This is a genomic window from Streptomyces fuscichromogenes (genome assembly GCF_014645815.1).
GTDB lineage: Bacteria > Actinomycetota > Actinomycetes > Streptomycetales > Streptomycetaceae > Streptomyces > Streptomyces fuscichromogenes.
In genome coordinates this window covers 141,224-162,396 of the sequence record NZ_BMML01000016.1, presented here as the reverse complement: position 1 = coordinate 162,396, position 21,173 = coordinate 141,224, and the positions used below count along the sequence as shown (strand labels likewise).

Annotated in this window: 18 protein-coding genes and 1 pseudogene; 11 read left to right on the top strand and 8 right to left on the bottom strand. The window is 73.0% G+C overall.

Annotated elements, in window-relative coordinates; all coding sequences use genetic code 11:
• Positions 1–660, top strand: coding sequence for a GTP cyclohydrolase II (gene ribA, locus IEZ11_RS31125; protein ID WP_189266252.1), 660 nt, complete (start codon positions 1–3; stop codon positions 658–660).
• Between the two features lies 1 nt (position 661).
• Positions 662–1,807 carry an NAD(P)/FAD-dependent oxidoreductase gene (locus tag IEZ11_RS31120; RefSeq protein ID WP_189266251.1) on the top strand — a complete coding sequence of 382 codons (1,146 nt, stop codon included), beginning with the start codon at positions 662–664 and terminating at the stop codon, positions 1,805–1,807.
• Between the two features lie 23 nt (positions 1,808–1,830).
• Here IEZ11_RS31120 and IEZ11_RS31115 read toward each other — a convergent pair whose 3' ends face one another.
• From IEZ11_RS31115 to IEZ11_RS31105, 3 genes are all read right to left on the bottom strand, one after another.
• Complete coding sequence (locus tag IEZ11_RS31115; protein WP_189266250.1) at positions 1,831–3,054, bottom strand: serine hydrolase domain-containing protein; 1,224 nt, start codon at positions 3,052–3,054, stop codon at positions 1,831–1,833.
• A gap of 47 nt (positions 3,055–3,101) precedes the next feature.
• Entirely contained in the window at positions 3,102–3,380 is a 279-nt protein-coding gene (locus IEZ11_RS51210; protein WP_229713460.1) for a hypothetical protein, read from the bottom strand.
• Between the two features lie 280 nt (positions 3,381–3,660).
• Positions 3,661–4,236 carry a TetR/AcrR family transcriptional regulator gene (locus tag IEZ11_RS31105; RefSeq protein WP_189266249.1) on the bottom strand — a complete coding sequence of 192 codons (576 nt, stop codon included), beginning with the start codon at positions 4,234–4,236 and terminating at the stop codon, positions 3,661–3,663.
• Positions 4,237–4,324: 88 nt separating this feature from the next.
• Between IEZ11_RS31105 and IEZ11_RS31100 the strand changes: the two genes are divergently transcribed.
• The 3 genes and pseudogenes from IEZ11_RS31100 to IEZ11_RS51205 form a co-directional block, all read left to right on the top strand.
• Positions 4,325–4,750 carry a PPOX class F420-dependent oxidoreductase gene (locus IEZ11_RS31100; RefSeq protein ID WP_189266332.1) on the top strand — a complete coding sequence of 142 codons (426 nt, stop codon included), beginning with the start codon at positions 4,325–4,327 and terminating at the stop codon, positions 4,748–4,750.
• Between the two features lie 122 nt (positions 4,751–4,872).
• Positions 4,873–5,283, top strand: coding sequence for a VOC family protein (locus tag IEZ11_RS31095; RefSeq protein WP_189266248.1), 411 nt, complete (start codon positions 4,873–4,875; stop codon positions 5,281–5,283).
• 44 nt (positions 5,284–5,327) lie between these two features.
• Positions 5,328–5,567: pseudogene (locus IEZ11_RS51205) on the top strand (VOC family protein); the annotation flags it as partial.
• Here IEZ11_RS51205 and IEZ11_RS31085 read toward each other — a convergent pair.
• The 3 genes from IEZ11_RS31085 to IEZ11_RS31075 all read right to left on the bottom strand — a co-directional run bounded on the left by IEZ11_RS31085 (position 5,566) and on the right by IEZ11_RS31075 (position 9,743).
• On the bottom strand, positions 5,566–6,780 hold the full coding sequence (locus IEZ11_RS31085; RefSeq protein WP_189266247.1) for a glycosyltransferase: 1,215 nt from the start codon (positions 6,778–6,780) through the stop codon (positions 5,566–5,568). The pseudogene IEZ11_RS51205 and the gene IEZ11_RS31085 overlap by 2 nt on opposite strands.
• A 75-nt stretch (positions 6,781–6,855) precedes the next feature.
• Complete coding sequence (locus IEZ11_RS31080) at positions 6,856–8,178, bottom strand: nucleotide sugar dehydrogenase (RefSeq protein WP_189266246.1); 1,323 nt, start codon at positions 8,176–8,178, stop codon at positions 6,856–6,858.
• Between the two features lie 80 nt (positions 8,179–8,258).
• Positions 8,259–9,743, bottom strand: coding sequence for a glycosyltransferase family 4 protein (locus IEZ11_RS31075; protein ID WP_189266245.1), 1,485 nt, complete (start codon positions 9,741–9,743; stop codon positions 8,259–8,261).
• Positions 9,744–9,781: 38 nt separating this feature from the next.
• Here IEZ11_RS31075 and wecB point away from each other — a divergent pair, with 38 nt between their 5' ends.
• From wecB to IEZ11_RS31055, 4 genes are all read left to right on the top strand, one after another.
• Complete coding sequence (gene wecB, locus IEZ11_RS31070; protein ID WP_189266244.1) at positions 9,782–10,870, top strand: non-hydrolyzing UDP-N-acetylglucosamine 2-epimerase; 1,089 nt, start codon at positions 9,782–9,784, stop codon at positions 10,868–10,870.
• The gene (locus tag IEZ11_RS31065; protein ID WP_189266243.1) at positions 10,863–11,513 is read left to right on the top strand and encodes a class I SAM-dependent methyltransferase; all 651 of its coding nucleotides are present in this window, start codon (positions 10,863–10,865) and stop codon (positions 11,511–11,513) included. Before wecB ends, IEZ11_RS31065 begins: the two co-directional genes overlap by 8 nt.
• A gap of 70 nt (positions 11,514–11,583) precedes the next feature.
• Positions 11,584–13,404, top strand: coding sequence for a serine/threonine-protein kinase (locus IEZ11_RS31060; RefSeq protein ID WP_189266242.1), 1,821 nt, complete (start codon positions 11,584–11,586; stop codon positions 13,402–13,404).
• On the top strand, positions 13,401–15,587 hold the full coding sequence (locus tag IEZ11_RS31055) for a glycosyltransferase (RefSeq protein ID WP_189266241.1): 2,187 nt from the start codon (positions 13,401–13,403) through the stop codon (positions 15,585–15,587). The genes IEZ11_RS31060 and IEZ11_RS31055 overlap by 4 nt, the downstream gene beginning before the upstream one ends.
• 322 nt (positions 15,588–15,909) lie before the next feature.
• Here the strand turns inward: IEZ11_RS31055 and IEZ11_RS31050 are convergent, their stop codons facing one another.
• Positions 15,910–17,271, bottom strand: a complete 1,362-nt coding sequence (locus IEZ11_RS31050) for an MFS transporter (protein ID WP_189266240.1) — start codon at positions 17,269–17,271, stop codon at positions 15,910–15,912.
• A gap of 211 nt (positions 17,272–17,482) precedes the next feature.
• A complete protein-coding gene (locus IEZ11_RS31045) occupies positions 17,483–18,148 on the bottom strand; it encodes a TetR/AcrR family transcriptional regulator (RefSeq protein ID WP_189266239.1) in 666 nt (221 codons plus the stop codon).
• 157 nt (positions 18,149–18,305) lie between these two features.
• On the opposite strand from IEZ11_RS31045, the gene IEZ11_RS31040 reads away from it, so the two are divergent.
• Both IEZ11_RS31040 and IEZ11_RS31035 read left to right on the top strand, forming a co-directional pair.
• The gene (locus IEZ11_RS31040; RefSeq protein ID WP_189266238.1) at positions 18,306–19,187 is read left to right on the top strand and encodes a shikimate dehydrogenase; all 882 of its coding nucleotides are present in this window, start codon (positions 18,306–18,308) and stop codon (positions 19,185–19,187) included.
• A gap of 84 nt (positions 19,188–19,271) precedes the next feature.
• A complete protein-coding gene (locus IEZ11_RS31035; RefSeq protein WP_189266237.1) occupies positions 19,272–21,062 on the top strand; it encodes a bifunctional sugar phosphate isomerase/epimerase/4-hydroxyphenylpyruvate dioxygenase family protein in 1,791 nt (596 codons plus the stop codon).
• The last annotated feature ends 111 nt before the right edge of the window (positions 21,063–21,173 follow it).

Genomic DNA, 21,173 nt, shown 5'->3' with positions numbered 1-21,173 from the left:
ATGACAGAAAACATCGGCGTCCTCGGCACGAAGTCCCCACGGCGTTCGGGCGTGGAACGCGTCGTAAATGCACCGCTGCCCACCGTGTACGGGAAATTCCAGGCGGTCGGCTACCTGGACCACGACCGCGGTGACGAGCAAGTGGCCCTGGTCTACGGGGACATCGACAGCGACCGGGTGCTGACCCGGCTGCACTCCGAGTGCCTGACCGGGGACGCGTTCGGCTCCCAGCACTGCGAGTGCGGTGACCAGCTGGCCGCCGCACTGCGCGCGGTCGTCGCCGAAGGCAGCGGCATCGTCGTCTACCTGCGGGGGCACGAGGGCCGCGGCATCGGCCTGCTCGGCAAGCTGCGGGCGATGGCGCTGCAGGCGGAGGGCCTGGACACGGTGGAGGCGAACCTCGCGCTCGGCCTGCCCGTCGACGCCCGTGACTACGGGGTCGCGGCCGGCATCCTGAGCGACCTCGGGGTGCGTTCGGTCCGCCTGATGTCCAACAACCCGCGCAAGCGCGAGTCCTTGGAACGGCACGGCATCGACGTCGCCGAAACGGTCCCGCTGCTGATCGAGCCGTGCGAGAACAACATCACCTACCTGCGCACCAAGCGTGAGCGGCTGGACCACGTGCTGCCCCACCTGGACGCCGTGGCGCACTGGTCCTGAGGTGAATCTCCGGGCCCAGGTCGTGATCATCGGCGGCGGGGTGATGGGCACCAGCATCGCCTGGCACCTGGCGAGTGCGGGCGTCCGTGACGTCGTCCTCGTCGAACGCGACGAACTCGCCGCCGGATCCACCTCGAAGGCAGCGGGCGGGGTGCGCGCCCAGTTCTCCGACGAGCTCAACATCCAGCTGGGCGCACGCAGCTTAGAGGCCTTCGCCCGCTTCGGGCAGGAGATCGGGTACGACATCGGGCTGCACCGGGTCGGTTACCTCTTCCTGCTCTCCACCCCCGAGGAGGTCGCCTCCTTCGAGGCGGGTGTCCGGCTCCAGAACCATCTGGGCGTGCCCAGCCGGATGCTCACCCCGAAAGAGGCGGCCCGGCTCTCCCCGCTGATCACCACCGACGGACTGCTGGCCGCCGCGTACTCCCCGGACGACGGCCACTGCACTCCCGAGTCCGTCGTGCACGGCTACGCGGCCGCCGCCCGCGCCCACGGCGCCCGCGTCCTGCGCCACACCGAGGTCACCGGCATCGAACGGGACGGCGGGTACCTCACCGCCGTGCACACCACCCTCGGCCGGATCGCCACCGACACGGTGATCTGCGCGGCCGGCGCCTGGTCGCGGGCGGTCGGTGCGATGGCCGGAGTGGACTTACCGGTGCAGCCGCTGCGCCGCCAGATCGCGGTGACCGAGCCGGTCCCGGGGCTGCCGCCGGCGCTCCCCATGACGATCGACTTCACGACCAGCCTGTACTTCCACGCCGAGGGCCCCGGCCTGCTGCTCGGCATGTCCGACCCCGACGAGCGGCCCGGCTTCGCCACCGACACCCACGACCGCTGGATCCCGCGCCTGTACGCCGCGATGGAACGCCGCGCCCCGGCCCTGCTCGACCTGCGCCGCACCGGCGGCTGGGCGGGTCTGTACGAGAACACCCCGGACCACAACGCCCTGATCGGCGAGGCGCCTGCGGTCTCCCGGTTCCTGTACGCCACCGGGTTCTCCGGCCATGGCTTCCTCCAGGCACCGGCCGTCGGCGAGGTGGTCCGCGACCTCTACCTGGGGCGCGTCCCCTTCCTGGACGTCCGCCCGCTCGGCGCCGGCCGGTTCGCGGCCGACGCCCCGCGCCCGGAGACCAACCTGGTCTGACCCGGCGCCCGTTCGCATGAAGCTCAGTCCAGGATCGACTCGTGGACCAGCCGGCGCAGCTCCGGGAAGACCTTCAGGGTCTTCGGCCGCACCTGGGTGTGGAACTGCACGGTCAGGTCGTGGGCGGGGTCCACCCAGAACGCGGTGGTGGCCGCGCCGGTCCAGCCGTAGGTGCCGGCGCTGCTCGGGGCGAGGGTGCGGTCCGGGTCGATCACCACGGAGACGCCCAGGCCGAAGCCGAGCCCGTCGTTGCCGGGTTCGCGGTGCACCGGGGCGCCGAAGGTCCGCAGATCGGCCCCGCCGGGCAGGTGGTTGCCGGCGAGCAGCCTCACCGACGCCGCGGACAGCAGCCGGACGCCGTCCAGTTCGCCGCCCCGGCGCAGCATCTCCGCGAACCGGTGGTAGTCGTACGCCGTCGCCGCCAGGCCGCCGCTGCCGGACAGGAAGCGGGGGCGGCCGCGCAACGGCAGGCCGGGGATCGCCTCGATGCCGCCGCCCTCTGTCTCGCCGTACAACTCCGAGAGCCGGTCGGCCTGTTCCGGCACGATGTGCAGGCCCGCGTCCGGCATGCCGAGCGGCCGGAAGATCCGGTCGGCGAAGAACTCGTCGAGCCGCTGCCCGGAGACCACCTCGATGACCCGGCTGAGCACGTTGAAGCCGACGGAGTAGTTCCACTGGGTGCCCGGCTCGAACTGGAGCGGCATGCGGGCGTACACCGCCATCGTCTCGGCGAGGTCCGCGCCCGCCGGCACCGAGAACTCCAGGCCCGCCTCGCGGTACCGGGCGTCCACCGGGTGCGTGTGGTAGAAGGCGAAGGTCAACCCGGCGGTGTGGGTGAGCAGATGACGGATCCGGATCGGGCCGTCGGCCGGCCGGGTCACCATGTCGTCGCCGGAGCCGGACACATGGACCCGGGGGGAGGCGAACTCGGGCAGGAAGCGGTCGACCGGGTCGTCCAGCGACAGCAGCCCGTCCTCCATGAGCAGCAGCACGGCGACCGCGGTGACCGGCTTGGTCATGGAGTAGATCCGCCAGATGGTGTCCGCCTCGACCGGCAGTCCGGCCGCGCGGTCGCGGTGGCCCTGAGCGGTGAGGTGGGCGACCCGGCCGCCGCGAGCCACGGCCACCAGGTAGCCGGGCAGGCGCCCTTCGTCGACGTAGTGGGCGAAGTGCTGGTCGAGGCGGTCCAGCGCCTTCACGTCCAGCCCGACCTCACTGGGGTCGACTTCCTGTCGCAGCTGTGCCATCGCTCTCCTCCGGTCGTGTCGTCCGCGGTGCGGTCCGACCTCGGACCTCATCGTCGCGCAGGATGAGGGGAACGGTCCCGCTCATCCACGTGCGGTGTGACGGACGCTATAGAAGAGGCGCCGGGGAGCCACCGCGCCGCCGCCACGCCGAGCACGGCCAGGAACGCCATCGCGAGCAGGGGTTCTCCGGTCCCGGAGCCCATCAGAGCGCCCGCCACGGCCACCCCGAGCGCCGGCCCGACGTTGAGCGCGGTCTGCTGCGACCCGCCCGCCACCCCGGCCGTCCCGACGTCCGCCTGCCGTACGACGACGTGTGTCGCCGCCACCGGCACCGTGCCGAACCCGGCGCCCAGCAGCGCGAACCCGCCGTACAGCGCGACCGCGCCGGGCCGCCCGCAGTCCGATCACCCAGCCGATCCCGGGCGCGAGCCCGATGCCGGCGGAGGCGGCGCCGAAGCCCAGCATGCCGAGCCCGGACACGCGCCGCTGCCCGTACCGGTCGCCGAGACTCCCTCTGCGCAGTGGGCTGGGCGACCGTGAGGACGGTGCCGTCCAGCGCGACGACCACGGCGCCCGCCACGCTGCTCGTCAGTGCCGGCCGCCGGTTCACCGCCCGGCCCCCAGATGGGCGTCCAGCGTCGCGTCCAGCAGCGGCCCCAGGTCGTCGGCCCCGGTGGCGAGTCGGAGGCTGCCCCAGGCCCACAGCTGGGCGATGCCGTGCAGGTTCGCCCACAGGGCGCCCGCGACGAGCCGTGCGTCCACGCCGGGGCGGGCCCGGCCGACCAGGTCGGCGAGCAGCCCGAACAGCGGCAGGCTGGTCTCCCGCAGCCGCAGGTGGCCGCTCTCCAGCAGGTCATGACGGAACATCAGCTGATACATGCCCGAGTTGTCCCGGGCGAACTCCAGGTACACCCGGGCCAGCGCGGCGACTTGTGCGCCCGGCGCCGCGGTACCGTCGCCCAGTGCGGCCTCCGCGCGTCCGGCCAGCTCGGTGAAGCCCCGGCGGGCGATGGCCGAGAGCAGTTCGAGATGGGTGGGGAACCAGCGGCGGGGCGCCCCGTGCGAGACCCCCGCGCGGCGGGCGATCTCCCGCAGGGTCAGCGCCTGTGCGCCCTCGGCGGCCACCAGCTCCGCGCCGACGTCGACCAGCCGGTCCCGCAGACTCGTGTCGGACTCAGTCATGGACACTGTCTACCAGGAGGGCGTAGACAGTGACTACGGGATGGGAGTGGCGGGAATGCCCGAGGGGTCGGGCGGGGTTGCACCCGACATGACCCAGGACGCTCTTCTGAAGCTGCTCTCCGAAGTCCACGACGGGGTGCTGGTCACCCTCAGGAGCGACGGCCGCCCCCAGCTGTCCAACGTCAACCACGCGTACTACCCCGACGAGCGGACCGTGCGCGTCTCGATCACCGACGACCGCGCCAAGACCCGCAACCTGCGCCGTGACCCCCGCGCCTCGTACCACGTGACCAGCCCGGACCGCTGGGCCTACACGGTCGCCGAGGGCACCGCCGAACTCTCACCGGTCGCCGAGGACCCCTACGACGCGACCGTGGAGGAGCTCATCCGCCTCTACCGCGACGTCCGCGGCGAGCATCCCGACTGGGACGACTACCGCGCCGCGATGGTCCGCGACCGCCGCCTGGTGCTGCGGCTGCGGGTGGAGCGGGCCTACGGCATCCCGCGGGCCTGACGGCGGGAGCGGTGCGGCGGCGGGGCCTAGGACCCGTGACCCAGGGCGATCGGCCGATGGCCCCGCGCGGCTCGGAGACCTAGGCTGCCGAAGAGGAAACGGCAGCTCAGGAAGAGGTCACGATGCCCGTCAACGGCCGTAGTCACATCCGCGTCGCCCGGCCCTCCAGGGACCTGGCGGCGGCCGAGCGCTTCTGGGTGCGCGGGCTGGGGCTCGGTGTGGTGTGGCGGGCCGAGGGCGGGCCGGAACCCGGTGAGCACGACCTGCTGATGGTGGGCTGGCCGGACGCCGGCTGGCATCTGGAGCTGGTCCACGAGCCCGCCGGGCCCGTCGAGCCCCGGCCCACCGAGGAGGACCTGCTGGTCGTCTACCTGGACGGTCCGGTGCCGGATGAACTGGTCGCCCGGCTGGAGGAGCACGGCGGGAAGCGGGTGCCGTCGCCCAACCCGTACTGGAACCGCTGGGGTGTCACGATCGAGGACCCGGACGGATACCGGCTCGTGCTCTGCGAGCGCGGCTGGTCGAACGCGTAGCGGCGGTGCTTGATGCCGCGGCCCGCCGGGGCTAGCCTCCGCGCGTGATCAATGGGGCTCATGTGGTGATCTACACGCGCGACGTCGAGGCGGACCGCGTCTTTCTCCGGGATGTGCTGGGCTGGCCGCATGTCGACGCCGGGCACGGGTGGCTGATCTTCCGGCTGCCGCCGGCCGAGGTGGCCTGTCATCCGGCCGACGGTGAACCGTCGCACGAACTCATGCTGATGTGCGACGACCTGGACGCCACGGTGGCTGAACTCACCGCCAAGGGTGTGGAGTTCAGCCGACCCGTCCAGACCGCGGCCTGGGGCCGGGTGACGGGCTTCCGGTTGCCGGGCGGAGGCGAGGTCGCTCTGTACGAGCCGCGTCACGAGCGGGCCCCGCACCGCTCTCCTCCCGCGCCCACGCCTCCAGGCGGTGAGTGAACTCGGCAGCCGCGTCGGGCCAGTTGAAGTGGGCGAGGGCCGCCTCGCGGCCGCGCTGGGCCGCGGTGTGGCGCAGGATCGCGTCGGTGCCCAGTCGTCGTATCGCCTCCGCCGCCGCGGGTGGGTCCTCGTACGGGACGACCAGACCGCAGCCGTGCTGCTCGACCATGTCGGCCGCCAGCGGGGTGGGTGTGGTGACGACGGGGACGCCGTGGGCCATGTACTCGACCACCTTGGTGGGCCGCGAATGGCGGTAGTTGGGCTGGTCGTGGAGGAGGGAGAGGCCGGCCAGGGCGCCGGGGAACAGGGCGAGCGCGCGGTCGTTGGGCAGGAAGCCGTGCCAGCGCAGGACGCCCTCCCGGTCGGCCGCGGCCAGCGCCTCGCGGACGTCGGGGTCGGCCGCGCCGGCCACGTCGACGCGCACGCCGGGCCCCAGGTGCCGGGCCGTCTCGACGAGGTCGAGCGCGCCGCGGGCCCGCGACAGGTGGCCGACGTAGACGACGTGCGCGGTACCCGGCGGTTCGGGCGCCTGGACCGGCGCGGTCGTGAAGTTCGGCACCACCGGGTGGCTGCGGCGGAACCGCTCCTGGTAGGCGTCCTCGGCGAGCAGCAGCCGCAGATGGCGTTCCGCCAGCCGTTCGGCCGCGCGGACGGCGAGCCGCAGCGGTGGCCGCAGCGGCGCCGGCACCCAGCGTTTCATGGCGAGCGCGGCCGCGGTGTCCTCGTGGACGTCCCAGACGACCACCGGCCCGGTTCCGGAGCGCCGCCAGCGGCGCAGGGTGCCGGGGAGCGCCAGCAGCAGTTCCGGGTCGTGGAGCAGGACGACGTCGGCCTGCCGGCCGCGTTCGGCCAGCAGGGTCCGGGCCGCCCGCACCGCCGTGCGGCGGCTGCGGCCCGCCGCCCGGGGCAGGTCGATGCCTTCCAGGTCGGGGCGGGGCCGTACCTCGCGGGCCGAGAACGGCGCCGCGTAGACGACATGGTGACCGCGGTCGCGCAGCGCGGTGATCTGCCGGTGCAGGATGCGCGCGTCCTCGGGGTGGTGGACGACGGTGACGACGAGTATCCGCATCTGAGCGCCTTTCGACTCCGCGGCCCGGAGCCCTTCGACTCCGAGCCGCGGAAGGGGAGTTGCTACACAGGTCGGCTACAGCACCTCGACGCCGGGCCGGAAGATCCGCCCCCGGGTGTCGAAGAGCAGCCGGGCCTCGTCGCCGAGGGCCGGAAGGTCGTACGCGGAGTGGTCCTGGAGCAGGATCGTCAGGTCGTGCGAGCGCACGGCGGCCATGACGTCGGTGACGCGTGGCACGCCCTCCCCGTCCACGAACCAGGCCTGCACGAACGGGTCGTGGAAGGAGATCTCGGCCTCCCGCTCCCGCAGCAGCCGGGCCACCGGCACCGCCGGCGCCTCGCGCTGGTCGGCGACGTCCGGCTTGTAGGTGACGCCGAGGAGCAGCACCCGGGAGCCGTGCAGCGCGCGGCCCTCGTGGTTGAGCAGGTCCTGGGCGCGCCGGACGACGTACTCCGGCATGTGTGCGTTGATCTCCCGGGCGAGTTCCACGAACCTGAACTCGTAGCCGATCGAACGCACCTTGTAGGAAAGGTAGTTGGGGTCGATCGGGATGCAGTGGCCGCCCACCCCGGCGCTCGGCCGGAAGGGCTGGAAACCGAACGGCTTGGTCCCGGCGCAGCGGATCGCGTCCCACACGTCGACGTGCAACTCACGGCAGAGAATGGCCAGTTCGTTGACCAGTGCGATGTTGACGTGCCGGTAGGTGTTTTCGAGCAGCTTGGCCATCTCGGCCTCGCGGGTGCCCTTGGCCTGTACGACCGTGTCGACGAGCTTGCCGTAGAAGGCGGCGGCCTTCGCCGCGCAGGCCGGGGTGCAGCCGCCCACCACCTTCGGTGTCTCGCGCAGCCCGTGGGTGGTGTTGCCGGGGTCGATGCGCTCGGGTGAGAAGGCCAGCGCGAAGTCGTCGCCGGCCCGCAGTCCCGACTCCTCCAGGAGCGGTCTGACGATCTCCTCGGTGGTGCCCGGATAGGTGGTCGACTCCAGGACGACGAGCCGTCCGGGGCGCAGTCTGCCCGCCACCGTCCGCACGGCGGAGGTCACCGCGCCCAGATCGGGGCCGCCGTCCTCGCTGAGCGGGGTCGGCACGCAGATCACGACGGTCTGCGCGCGGGCCAGACACCTGTCGTCGGTGTACGCGGTGAACCCGGCCGCCCGCATCCGGGCGACGTCCTCGTCGGAGACGTCGTCGACATGGGAGTGGCCGGCGTTGAGGCCCTCCACGACCCGTGGGTCGAGGTCGAGCCCGGCCACTCGCAGGCCGACCAGCGACGCCTCCCGCGCGAGCGGGAGTCCTACGTAGCCGAGCCCGATGACGGCCAGTTCGAAGCAGTCGGTCTGTTCCTCATCCCCGAGCGATGTGCTCGATTCCCCGAGCGGTACGAACGTTTCGACCTGCATAGGGATTCACTCCGCCCTCGACGGCAGATGCCGTACGGATCCGAAGAGCCCGGACGGTGAGCGGTTCCGGGCGCGGGGTCTCAGACACCTCCAAGAGCGCGATACGCCTCTCGGGTCGTGGCAGCGACCCCTTTCCAGGTGCGTTCACGCGCCACCAGCGCGCGGGCGGATGCTCCCCATTCATCCCGCCGTTTTCGACTGTAAAGCATTAGTTCGAGAGCTTCTGCCCAAGCTTGTGGTGAATCCGGATGGACGAGTCGTCCGTTCACCTCGTCTTGCACCAGCTCCCGCAGGGCGGTGAGGTCACTGGCCGCCACCGGAACACCGCTCGCCATCGCCTCGACCGGCTTCAGCGGGGTGACCAGACGGCACACCCGCGCATCGGTGCGCGGCACCGCGAAGACGTCCAGAACGCCGTGGTAGGCGCGGACTTGACGGTGCGGCACGCGGCCGGTGAACAGGGCGACGCCGTCGTCGAGTCCGAGCCGTCCGGCCAGTGCCCGAAGCCGCCCGAGCTCGGGCCCGTCACCGACGATCAGCAGCCGCAGCGGGACACCCCGACGGCGCAGTTCGGCACCCGCATGGAGCAACGTGGAGATTCCCTCGTGTGGAGTAAGGCTGCTCACGGTGCCCACCACGTAGTCGTCCGCCGCGATGCCGAGCCGGGTGCGCAGCCCCGCCCCGTCCGGCGGCGGGGCGAGGAAGGCGTCGTCCACCGCGTTGGGCACGATCAGGACCCGCTCCTCGGGCACCCCGCGGGCCACGATCTCGGCCTTCATCGCCGTGCCCAGCGTCAGCACCAGATCGGCCGCGCGCATGCAGTACGTCTCCAGGGCGCGCCGGGCGCGGTACGACGTGTCGTCCTCGGTGCGGCCGGGCGCCTGGGTCAGCCAGGTTTCCTCCAGGAAGCCCCGCACCTCGTAGACGACCGGCAGCCGGTAGGTCTCCCGCAGGGCCAGTGCCACCCGCCCGTTGCCGTGGTCGGTGGCCGCGTGCAGCACCGCCGGCCGCAGCCGCTCCACCAGACGTCCGGCCAGCTCGGCGTTGCGGGCCAGGACCGCCCCCTGGCCGTACGGCAGCCCGTACGGCAGCAGCCGGTGCTGTGGCACCCCGTTCACGAGCTGCCACGGCCGGGCGTCCAGGACGCCCTGCGCCACCGGGAACCCGATCCGGGTCACCACGTGCGGATCGAGCCCGGCGGCCCGCTGGGCCTCGGCCAGGGCCTGGGTGCGCACGGTGTAGCCGGCGTGCTTGAACGGCAGCCCGTTGGTCACCAGATGGAGCACCCGGCCGGGCACGGGACGCACCGGTCGCCCGGCGGGCGCCGGCACCCGGGCGGCGGACGGACCGGCACCGGGACCGGCCGCGCGGGCCCGGACGGCGAGCCGTCTCTCGACCGGTCCCAGCCCGCGCCGCACCCGCCCCGGCAGCAGCCGCACACCGAGCAGCGCGGCCCGGACGGGGTCGTGCCGCAACTCGCCCCATGCCACGGATGCGGCCAAGCTGAGGGCACGGGGGAACCGAGAAACACCACGCGGCAGGTGCCGGGACGGACGTCTGGCCATGTCGCCAAGGTAGGCCGACAGAGCGGAGAACGTACGACATGAACGGTCGCGTACTCCATGTCGTAGGGACCCGGCCGAACTTCGTGAAGGCCGCGCCCGTCGTCGCCGCCCTGCGCGCGACCGGGCACGACCAGGTTCTGGTGCACACGGGTCAGCACTACGACGAACGGATGTCGCACATCTTCTTCCGGGAGCTGGGTCTGCCCGCCCCGGACACCGACCTCGGCGTCGGCTCCGGCAGCCAGGCCCGGCAGACCGCCGACCTGCTGGTGGCCCTGGAGACCGAGCTGCTGGCCCGCGCCCCGGCCCTGGTGGTCGTCTACGGCGACGTGAACTCCACGCTGGCCGCGGCCCTGGCCGCCGCCAAGCTCGGCATCCCGGTGGCCCATGTCGAGGCCGGACTGCGCAGCTTCGACATGGCGATGCCGGAGGAGGTCAACCGGCGCCTGGTCGACCAGCTGGCCGAGCTGCTCTTCGCGACCAGCCCGGAAGCCGTCGGCCACCTCGCCCGCGAGGGCGTCGACCCGGGCCGGGTGCACCTCGTCGGCAACCCCATGATCGACACCCTGCTCACCCATCTGGACCATTTCGACCCGGCCGCCGCCCGTGCCGCCCACGCGCTGCCCGAGCGGTACGGCGTGGTCACCCTGCACCGCCCGGCCAACGTGGACGACCCCGAGGCCGCCGCGGCGGCCGCCCGCGCGCTCACCGAGGCGGCCGGCCACCTGGACCTCGCCGTGCCCCTGCACCCGCGCGGCCGGGAGGCCCTGCGCAAGGCGGGCCTCGCCGACGCGCCCGGCATCCATCTCCTCGAACCGCTCGGCTACGTCGAGTTCATGGGCCTGGTCCGCGGGGCCGCCGCCGTGATCACCGACTCGGGGGGCGTCCAGGAGGAGACCACCGTGCTCGGCGTGCCCTGTCTGACCCTGCGCACCACGACCGAGCGCCCGGTCACGGTCACCCACGGCACCAACCGCCTGGTCCGGCACGGCGAACTGGTGCCCGCCCTGCGCAAGGTCCTCGACGGACAGCCGGCCGCCGGCCCCGAGGGACCGCCGCTGTGGGACGGCAAGGCCGGCCCCCGGATCGCCCGGGTGCTCACCGAGTGGCTGGAGCGCCATGACTGACGCCACCCGCACCTGTACCGACGCCCCCCACACCTACTGGGACACCCGGCACCGGGAACGCGACGACCTCGCCTCCGGCGGCCACATCGGCCTGGACCGGCCCGGCAACGAGATCTTCTACGCCATCCGGCTGGGCCAGCTCCTCACCCTGATCGGCGACCTGTCCAGCCCGGCGTCCCCGCTGTTCGTCCTCGACGCGGGCTGCGGCAAGGGGCACTTCGCCCGCTCCCTGGCCCGCTGCGGCCACCACGTCGACGCCTTCGACGCCAGCGAGGCGGCCGTCACCCACGCACGGGCCGAGGGCGGCGGCCCCCGCTACGCCGTCGCCGGCCTCGACGAGTGGCGCAGCCCCTGGCTCTACGACGTGGTGCTCTGCGTGGACGTCCTCTTCCACGTCCTGAACGACGCGCAGTGGGCGGCCGGCCTGCGCAACCTCGCCTCCCTGGTCCGGATCACCGGCCGGCTGATCGTCACCGACGAGCACACCGACGAGGCCGTCCCGCGCGGCGACTACATCCTGCACCGGCCGATCTCCGCCTATCGCGGCGAACTCGAACCCCTGGGCCTGAGCCACACCCACTTCCGGCCCTACGGCTTCCGCGAGAACCGGGTCGGCTTCCACGTCTTCACGAGGACCCGCTGATGCGCGCCGACCGATGTCTTCACGAGGACCCGCTGATGCGCCCGACCCACGCCCTCACAAGGATCCGCTGATGCGCCTGACCGATCTGCTCCACCCGCACCTGGACGACGTGACCTCCGTCGTGGACGCGACGAGCGGCGGGCTGCGTCTCGACCCCTATCTGCACCTGCCGCCCGGCGTCACCCCGGCCCGGCACGAACAGCCCGTCGGCGAAGGGGAGCTGATGCTCCTCTGCTACGGCCCCGACCCCGCCGTGCACGGCGACGAGGCGGACTGCCTGGCCGCACTGGAACGGATGCGGCCCGGCGGCCGGGGCCTGATCGTCTTCGGCCACCCCGGCACCGACCTGCCCTACCACCGGCTCCTGGACGCCCTGGTGGCGCACCGCTGCCAGGTGCTGCACGCCGCCTCGCTCGGCTACACGCACCTGCACGCCGGCGCGGTGTTCGCGTGCACCGAGGAACTCCTGCCGCCGCACGACTGGTTCGGCCGCCCGCTGCCCGCCGACGGCTTCGCCACCGCCCTGCGGATCGCCGACGAGTACGTCCTCGCCGACTTCGTCTCCCGTTCCCAGCGGGCCCGCCTGATCGACCTGGAGCGGGCGGCCGAGGAGAGCGCCCGCGCCCTGGAGACCGCACGCGAGGACGGCCTCGCCGAACGGCTCGCCGCCGCCCTGCGGGACAAGGACCAGCTCTCCTGCGCACTGCGCCGGTCCCGGGCCCGGACCGGCGTGCTGGAAGGGCGGGTGGCCATGCTGGAGGGCTCCACCTCGCTGCGGGTCGGACGGGCACTGGTGTCGGCGGCCCGGTCGCCGAAGCGCCGCGCGGCCGGGCTGCCGGGGGAGCTGTACGGGCTGTGGCGGCAGCGGAAGGCCAGGGGCCGCTCCGCCGGCGCCCGGGCCGCCGCCTCCGTCCCCGCCTTCGCGGCCGAGCCGCAGGCCGACGACCGCTTCCACCTCGCCCACCGCGCCCTGTCCGTGGCGCCCCGCGACCGGCTGGTGATCACCGGCGTGCTCACCGACCGCACCGCCCAGGACTTCGCGGCGGACACGGTGGTCAGCCGGGTGCTGCCGCACGACGGACGGCTGCTGGTCGAGCGCACCGACCCGGACGTCTTCCTGGTCCAGCTGAGCGCGTGCGCGGCCCAGGACGGCCCATGGGCGCTCACCGGCACCGGACTCGCCCCCGACCTGGACCGGCGGCTCGCCGAACTCGTCGCGCGGGCAAGGGGGCTGGGCCGCACCGCGGTGCTGTGGCGGGACGGCCCGGCGTCGTCCGCCCCCGGCCTGTCCCAGCTGCCCTGGGACGCCGTCCTCGACGGCGACACCGGGACCGCGCTCTTCCGCCTCGACCCGGTCACCGACGGCCGGGACCGGCTCCGGGACGTCTTCCAGCAGGACAGCACCCGGATCCGGCTGGCCCGGCTCGCCGCGCTCATCGGCGCCCCCGACCCGCTCGCCGAGCGCCGGATCGCCGTCCTCGCCGCGCCCCGGGACACCACCGACATGGCCCGGCTCGTCGCCCAGACACTCGGCCAGCTGCACCGGCCGTCCGAGGTGGTCGTCGCCGACCCCGCGGGCCTCGCCCTCGACGAGCTCACCGCCGCCTCGGTCGCCGTGCACGCCGGACCGCCCACCGCACCCTGGGTCGCCGACTGGACCGACCTGACCGAGGACCGCCCCGACACCCTCCTCCTCGACCTGCTCTGCGCCCAGGAGTTCTCGGGCGCCGACGCGGTGGGCCACACCCCCGCCGCCGACGACTACGCCTTCGTACCGGCCCTGAGGCCGCTGCTCGTGCGCCGCTCGCTCCTCGACTCCGGCATCCCGCCGGACGGCTGGTCGCGGGCCGGGCACCGCCTGTTCGCCGTGCGTGGAAAGGAACCGTCATGACCCGCACCCTGAGGGCGCTCGTCTACGGCGACGTGGACCTCAACCTCATCGACGGTTCCGCCGTCTGGGCCCAGTCCACGGTCCAGGCGCTGTCCCGCGCGGGCTGCCGGACCCGCCTCGTCCTCAAGGCCCCGGTCGAGACCGGCCGGCTGACCGACCCGCTGGCCGGCCTGCCCGGGGTCACCGTGGTCCGTCCTTACGAGGAACACCTCGTCCCCGGCCAGGGCGCGCACCCCCTCTCGCCGTTCCAGGCCTCGCAGTTGCTGGCCCGGCTCGACGCGGAGGAACGCTGCGACCTGCTGGTGCTGCGCGGCCGGCGGCTGGTGAAGCAGATCGTCGGCGACGGCGCCTTCGACGGCCGTATCTGGGCCTACCTCACCGACATCCCGCAGTCCGCCGCCGAGATGACCGAGGAGGCCCGCGCCGACCTGGCCCGCATCGCCAAGGCCTCCCGGCAGCTCCTCTGCCAGACCGAGGAGTTGCGCTGCTTCCTGGAGGCCTGGGTGCCCGAGGCCTGCGGCCGGTCCGTGCTCTGCCCGCCCGCGGTGCCCGAGCCGGGCTTCCCGGTCTCGCGGCGAGAGGGCCTGCACGATCCCGTACGCCTCGTCTACACCGGCAAGTTCGCGCCCCACTGGAACACCCTGCCGATGACCCGGCTGCCCGCGATGCTGGCCGAACGCGGCATCCGCACCGAACTGCACACCGTCGGCGACAAGATCCACAAGGACGCGGCCCACCCCGGCTTCGACACCGCCATGGCCGAGGCACTGCGCACCACCCCCGAGGTCGTCCACCACGGCGGCGTACCGCGCGAGGAGGCCATGCGGCTCGCCGCCGACTGCGACATCGGCCTCGGCTGGCGCGACGCCTCCCTCGACGCCAGCCTCGAACTCTCCACCAAGGTACTGGAGTTCGGCTCCCTCGGGCTGCCCGTCGTACTCAACCGCACCCCGGCCCACGAGGCACTGCTCGGCGCCGACTACCCGCTGTTCGTACCGGGCGGCGCGACCCTCGCGGACGCGGCGGCCGCCGTCTGCGTCGCCGTGCACGACACCGGGGCCCGGCAGTCGGCCGCCGACCGGTGCGCGACGGCCGCCCGCGAGTACACCATGGAGGCCGCGGCGGCCCGCTGGCGCGGCCATCTCGACCGCGCCTTCCCCGCCGGGCCCGCCGCCGTAGCCACCCGGACCCGCCCGCTGCGGGTCGGCGTCGCCGGCCACGACCTGAAGTTCCTCACCCGCCTCCTCGACCACCTGCGTGCCCTGCCCGGCCTCGACATCCGGATCGACGCCTGGCCCGCGCTCGCCCAGCACGACGCGGCCGCCGGCCGTGAACTCGCCGACTGGGCCGATGTGGTGGTCGTCGAGTGGTGCGGCCCGGCGGCGATCTGGTACAGCCGCCACAAACGGCGCGGCAGCAGACTGATCGTGCGCCTGCACCGCTTCGAACTCGACGCCGGATACCCGCGCCAGGTCGACATCGACGCCGTCGACCGGGTGGTGTGCGTCAGCCCCTACTACACCCGCGCCACCCGGGACCGCACCGGCTGGCCCGCCGCGAAGATCACCACGATCGGCAACTGGGTCGACGTCGAACAGCTCGACCGGCCCAAGGCGCCCGGCGCCCGGCACCGGCTCGGCATGATCGGCATCGCGCCCAGCCGCAAACGCCTCGACCTCGGCCTCGACGTCCTCGAAGCGCTGCGCGCCCGCGACCGGCGCTGGCACCTCTCGGTCAAGTCCAAGCCGCCGTGGGAGTACTGGTGGATCTGGAACAAGCCCGCGGAACGCGAGCACTACGAGGCGATCCTGCGCCGGATGCAGACCTCGCCGCTGCTCGAAGGCGCCGTCGTCTTCGACCAGTTCGGCCCGGACGTGCCCAACTGGCTGCGCCGTGTCGGGCACGTCCTGTCCACCAGCGACGACGAGAGCTTCCACCTCGCCCCGGCCGAGGGCATGGCCTCCGGGGCGGTACCGGCGCTGCTGCCGTGGCCGGGCGCGGACGAGATCTACGACCGGCGCTGGATCCACGACACCCCCGAGGCGATGGCCGACGCGATCGCCGGGCTCACCGAGCAGGAGGACTGGCAGTCCGCCGGAGCGGCGGCCCGCGCACAGGTGCGGGAGGGATTCTCGCTGGAGCGGGTGGCAGAGGAGTGGACGGAACTGCTGGTGTCGGGTTGAGACACCAGCGTCCGGAGCCGGGTGCGCGGCGGTGGAGTCCGCCGGCGGGCACGTTGCGTGCGGGGACCTGCGCGAGGAGGCCGGCATCAGCGGTTTCGCCGGGGATCTCGTTCCTCTCGCGCAGGGCCCGCGGTCCGCGGGGCCGTCAGGCGATCGGCTCCCGGCGGTCGGCCGGGGCGGGCAGGAGGCGGGCGCCGAGCCGTCTCCTTCGGCCGGGCTGAGGAGGACGAGGACACCGGTGCCGGGAAGGACGCCCGCCAGCGCGTCCGCCCAGGGCGCCTCCCCGGGCGGACGTGTGCCTGTTCCTCCGCGCGTGACCGGCTCAGGCCGTCACGGTCTCCGGCCGGGATGCCGCGCCGGCGGTGCGTGACCCGAGGTCCTCCGTGGCCAGGGTGTGGGTCTCGCGTGCCGACAGGGCGGCGATGACCGGAGGCACGCACAGCGCCGCGGTGAACAGTGCCACCGCCGACCAGTCGTCGCCGCCCGGACCCGCGATCTGCGCCGCGAAGGTCACCGCGAAACCGGCCACCGCGAACCCGATCTGGGTCCCGATCGCCATGCCCGACAGCCGGACCCGGGTCGAGAACATCTCGCCGTAGAAGGACGGCCAGACACCGTTCGCCGCGCTGTAGACGACACCGAAGGCGACGATCCCGAGGACCACGATCAGCGGGTAGGAGCCGGTGGAGATCGCCCACAGGTACCCGGACATCGCCACCGCGCTGCCCACCGCGCCGATCAGGTACACCGGCCGCCGGCCGATCCGGTCCGACAGCGTCGCCCACGCCGGGATCGCGCCCAGCGCCACCAGGTTCGCCAGCGCGCCCACCCACAGCATCGACGTCCTGGACATCCCGACCGAGTCGCTCGTCGCGTACGCCAGCGCCCACACCGTGAAGATCGTGCTCACCGAGGCGATCAGCGCGCCCCCGATCACCCGCAGCAGGTCCGCCCAGTGGTGGCGCAGCAGCGTCACCAGCGGCAGCCGCAGGACACCCTCGCCCGCCGCCTGCTCGGCGAAGGCCGGGGTCTCCTGGAGCCTGCGCCGGATGAACCAGCCGGCCACGGCCACCGCGACACTCAGCCAGAACGGCACCCGCCAGCCCCAGGACATCAGCTGGTCCTCGGGCAGCTGGGAGACCGCGATGAAGACCAGGGTGGCGATCAGCTGACCGCCCTGGGTGCCGCTGAGGGTGAAGCTGGTGAAGAAGCCGCGCCGGTTCGGCGGCGCGTGTTCCAGGCTCATCGAACTGGCGCTGGCCTGCTCACCGGCGGCCGAGATGCCCTGCAGCACCCGGCACAGCACCAGCAGCACCGGGGCCAGGCCGCCCACCTGGGCGCGGGTCGGCAGACAGCCGATCAGGAACGTCGACAGGCCCATCAGCAGCAGCGTGAAGACCATGACGTTCTTGCGGCCGATCCGGTCCCCGAAGTGCCCGAGGAACAGCGCGCCGACCGGACGGGCCGCGTACGCCACCCCGAACGTGGCCAGCGATAGCAGGGTCGCGGTGGCCGGGTCCGACTCGTCGAAGAAGACCTTCGGGAAGATCAGCGCGGCCGCGCTGCCGTAGATGAAGAAGTCGTAGTACTCCAGGGCGCTGCCGATCCAGGCGGCCAGGGCGGCCTTCCTCGGCTGGCCACCGGGTGGTACGGCGGTGGCGGCGGACTCGGCGGGGACGGACACGGCGGTGCTCCTTCGGGGAACTCCAACGTAAGCGGAGTGAGCGGCGGGGGAGAAGGCCGGATCCCAGGGATGACGGGGTCGGCGGACCAGCGGGCCTGGTGCTAATTAACCCACTGGGTAGTTAGTCGCGATGGGTACGGATGTTGCGCTCGCGTTTCCCCGGTGTCAAGAGGTCGCACCGGCCCCGTTCGGAGCGCGCACCCCGCCGCGGTCAGTCCGCCGCGCGCTCCGCGGTGAGGTAGGCGATCACCATGTCGCCGAGCATGGTCCGGTAGTGCGCGCGCTGTGCCGGGTCCACCAGGTCCCGGCCGAACAGGACGCCGAAGGTGTGCCGGTTCGCCACCCGGAAGAAACAGAACGAGCTGATCAGCGCGTGCAGGTCGACGGCGTCCACGTCGGCCGTGAACAGGCCGGACTCCTGCCCGGCGGCCAGGATCCGGCGGATCACCTCAAGTGCCGGCGAGCCGATCCTGCCGAGCTTCGCGGAGGCCGCGATGTGCTCGGCGCCGTGGATGTTCTCGATGCTGACCAGGCGGATGAAGTCCGGGTGCTGCTCATGGTGGTCGAAGGTCAGCTCGGCGAGCCGGCGGATCGCCGCGACCGGGTCCAGGTGCTCGACGTCCAGTTGCTGCTCGGCCTCGCGGATCACGCCGTACGCGCGCTCCAGGACCGCCGTGAACAGCTGCTCCTTGCCGCCGAAGTAGTAGTAGATCATCCGCTTGGTGGTGCGGGTGCGGGCCGCGATCTCGTCGACGCGGGCCCCGTCGTAGCCGGCCCGCGCGAACTCCTGGGTGGCCACGTCGAGGATCTCGGCCTGGGTGCGGGCCGCGTCACGGAGCCGCCCGTTGGTCTGTGCCGGTTCGTCGACGCTGGTCATCGGGTTCCTATCGGGTTCCTTCGAGGGGCGGTCCGGTGCGGAGATTGTAGAAGCCCGTGCCGCAGGCGTTGTCTACCAGGTCTTCCCCTGCCGTGGTCTCCGGTGTTATAGCTAACGTACTAGTTCGTACATTAGCTATGCCGCTCGGGAGGGCCACATGGCCAAGGACTCGTATCTCGTCGGACTGATCGGTTCCGGTATCGGCCCGTCGCTCAGCCCGGCCCTGCACGAGCGCGAGGCCGGCCGGCAGGGGCTGCGGTACCTGTACCGGCTCATCGACATCGACGTGCTCGGCGTGCAGCCCGAGGCCGTGGGGGATCTGGTCCGGGCCGCGCGTGACCTCGGCTTCGACGGGCTGAACATCACCCACCCCTGCAAGCAGCTGGTCATCGAGCACCTGGACGCGCTCGCCCCGCAGGCCGAGGCGCTCGGCGCGGTCAACACGGTGGTCTTCGAGACCGACGGAAGGGCCGTCGGCCACAACACGGACGTGACCGGGTTCGCGGCGTCGTTCGCGCGTGGGCTGCGGGACGCTCCGCTGGAGAGGGTCGTACAGCTCGGTGCCGGGGGCGCCGGGGCCGCGGTCGCGCACGCGACGCTCACGCTGGGGGCCGAGCGGGTCACCGTCGTGGACGCGCTCGCCGACCGGGCCACGGATCTCGCGGGCGCACTGAACCGGCACTTCGGCACGGGGCGCGCGGTGGCCGCGGTGCCGGAGCTGTTGCCGGAGCTGCTGGCGGGCGCCGACGGGCTGGTGCACGCGACGCCGACCGGGATGGCCGCGCACCCGGGACTGCCGTTGCCCGCCGAGTTGCTGCGACCCGAGCTGTGGGTGGCCGAGGTGGTGTACCGGCCGCTGGAGACGGAACTGGTGCGGACCGCACGGGCGTTGGGGTGCGCGGTGCTGGACGGGGGCGGGATGGCCGTGTTCCAGGCCGTGGACGCGTTCCGGTTGTTCACGGGGAGGGAACCGGACGCGGCTCGGATGCTGGCCGACATCGGGGAGTTGGGTGAGAGGCCGGCGGGGCAGGTCGTGTGACGGGTGCGGACCGGTTGTGGCTGGTCGCGCAGTTCCCCGCGCCCCCAAAAAGACGGGGCGCTGTCCATCCCTAAGGAAAAGGCCATGCGCACTTCCATCGCGACCGTCTCGCTCAGTGGGTCGCTCACCGAAAAGCTCACCGCCGCCTCGCGGGCCGGGTTCGACGGGGTGGAGATCTTCGAGAACGATCTGCTCGCCAGTCCGCTCTCGCCCCGCGAGATACGGGTCCGGTGCGCCGATCTCGGGCTCACCGTCGACCTCTACCAGCCCATGCGGGACATCGAAGCCGTCCCGCGGGACGAGTTCACGCGCAACCTCCGCCGTGCCCGGCACAAGTTCGCGCTGATGCGGGAGTTGGGGGCCGACACCGTTCTCGTCTGCTCCTCCGTCTCCCCGCTCGCGATCGACGACGACGGTCTCGCGGCCGGGCAGCTCTCCGAACTGGCCTCGCTCGCCCAGGACTTCGGCATCCGCGTCGCCTACGAGGCGCTCGCCTGGGGGCGGCACGTCAGCACGTACGACCACGCCTGGCGCATCGTCGAGGCGGCCGGGCATCCCGCCCTCGGGACCTGTCTCGACAGCTTCCACATCCTCTCCCGGGGGTCCGACCCGAAGGGCATCGAGGACATCCCCGGCGAGAAGATCTTCTTCCTGCAGCTCGCCGACGCCCCGCTGCTCGCCATGGACGTGCTCCAGTGGAGCCGGCACTACCGGTGCTTCCCGGGCCAGGGCGGGTTCGACGTCGCCGGGCTGGCAGGGCATGTGCTGCGCGCCGGGTACGACGGGCCGCTGTCGCTGGAGGTGTTCAACGACGTCTTCCGGCAGGCCGAGGCCGGGCCGACCGCCGTCGACGCGCAGCGTTCGCTGCTGGTGCTGCAAGAGGCCCTCGGAGTCGCGGAGCTGCCCGCACCGGTCGTACCGACGGGAGTCGCGTTCGCCGAACTGGTCACCCCGGACGCCGAACCCGTCTCGGCGCTGCTCGGCGCGCTCGGCTTCGCCCGGACCGCACGGCATCGGAGCAAGCCCGTCGATCTGTGGGAGCTGGGCGAGGCCCGGATCCTGGTGAACACCGGGCCCGCGGCCCGCCGCGACGGCACCGGGCTCGCCGCCATCGGCCTGGAGTCACCCGACCCGCGGGCCGCCGCCCGCCGTGCCGAGGCCCTGCTCGCCCCCGTACTGCCCCGCCGCCGCGCCCCCGAGGACGCCCCGCTCGACGCGGTCGCCGCCCCCGACGGCACCGAACTCTTCTTCTGCGCCACCGGACGCGACCGCGAACTCCCGCACTGGCGGGCCGACTTCGCCGAGGTGCCACACGATCCTGGGCCGGCTCCGGCGCGCATCGACCACCTCGCGCTCGTCCAGCCCTGGCACCAGTACGACGAGGCGACCCTCTTCCACCGCAGCGTCCTCGGTCTGCACGCCCAGGAGAGCGTCGACGTCGCCGACCCCTACGGGCTGCTGCGCTCCCGAGCCGTCACCAACGCCGACGGCAGCGTCCGCATCGCCCTCGGTGTCGGCGCCGCCCCGGCCGACGACACCCTGCACGCCCAGCACATCGCCCTGGCCGTCGAGGACGTGGTCGCCGCCGCCCGGGCCTTCCGTGCCGCAGGCGGCGCGCTGCTGCCCATCCCCGCCAACTACCACGACGACCTCGCCGCCCGGTACGAGTTCGCGCAGGAGGAGCTGGAGATCTACCGCGACCTCGGCATCCTCTACGACCGCGACGCGGGCGGTGTCTTCCGGCACTGCTACACCCGGACGGTCGGACGGGTGTTCTTCGAACTCGTCGAGCGGGAGCCCGGGTACCGCGGATACGGCGCCCAGAACGCCCCGGTGCGCCTCGCGGCCCAGCACGCCGGGCGGCCGGCCCGCTGAACCGGTGCCGGGTGAGCTTGCGGTGAGAGGCCGGTGAGACACAGCCGGGGTTCAGGATCCTTACAGCTTCCACGGCCGATACTCACGAACATCCTGAATGTTCCTTGACAT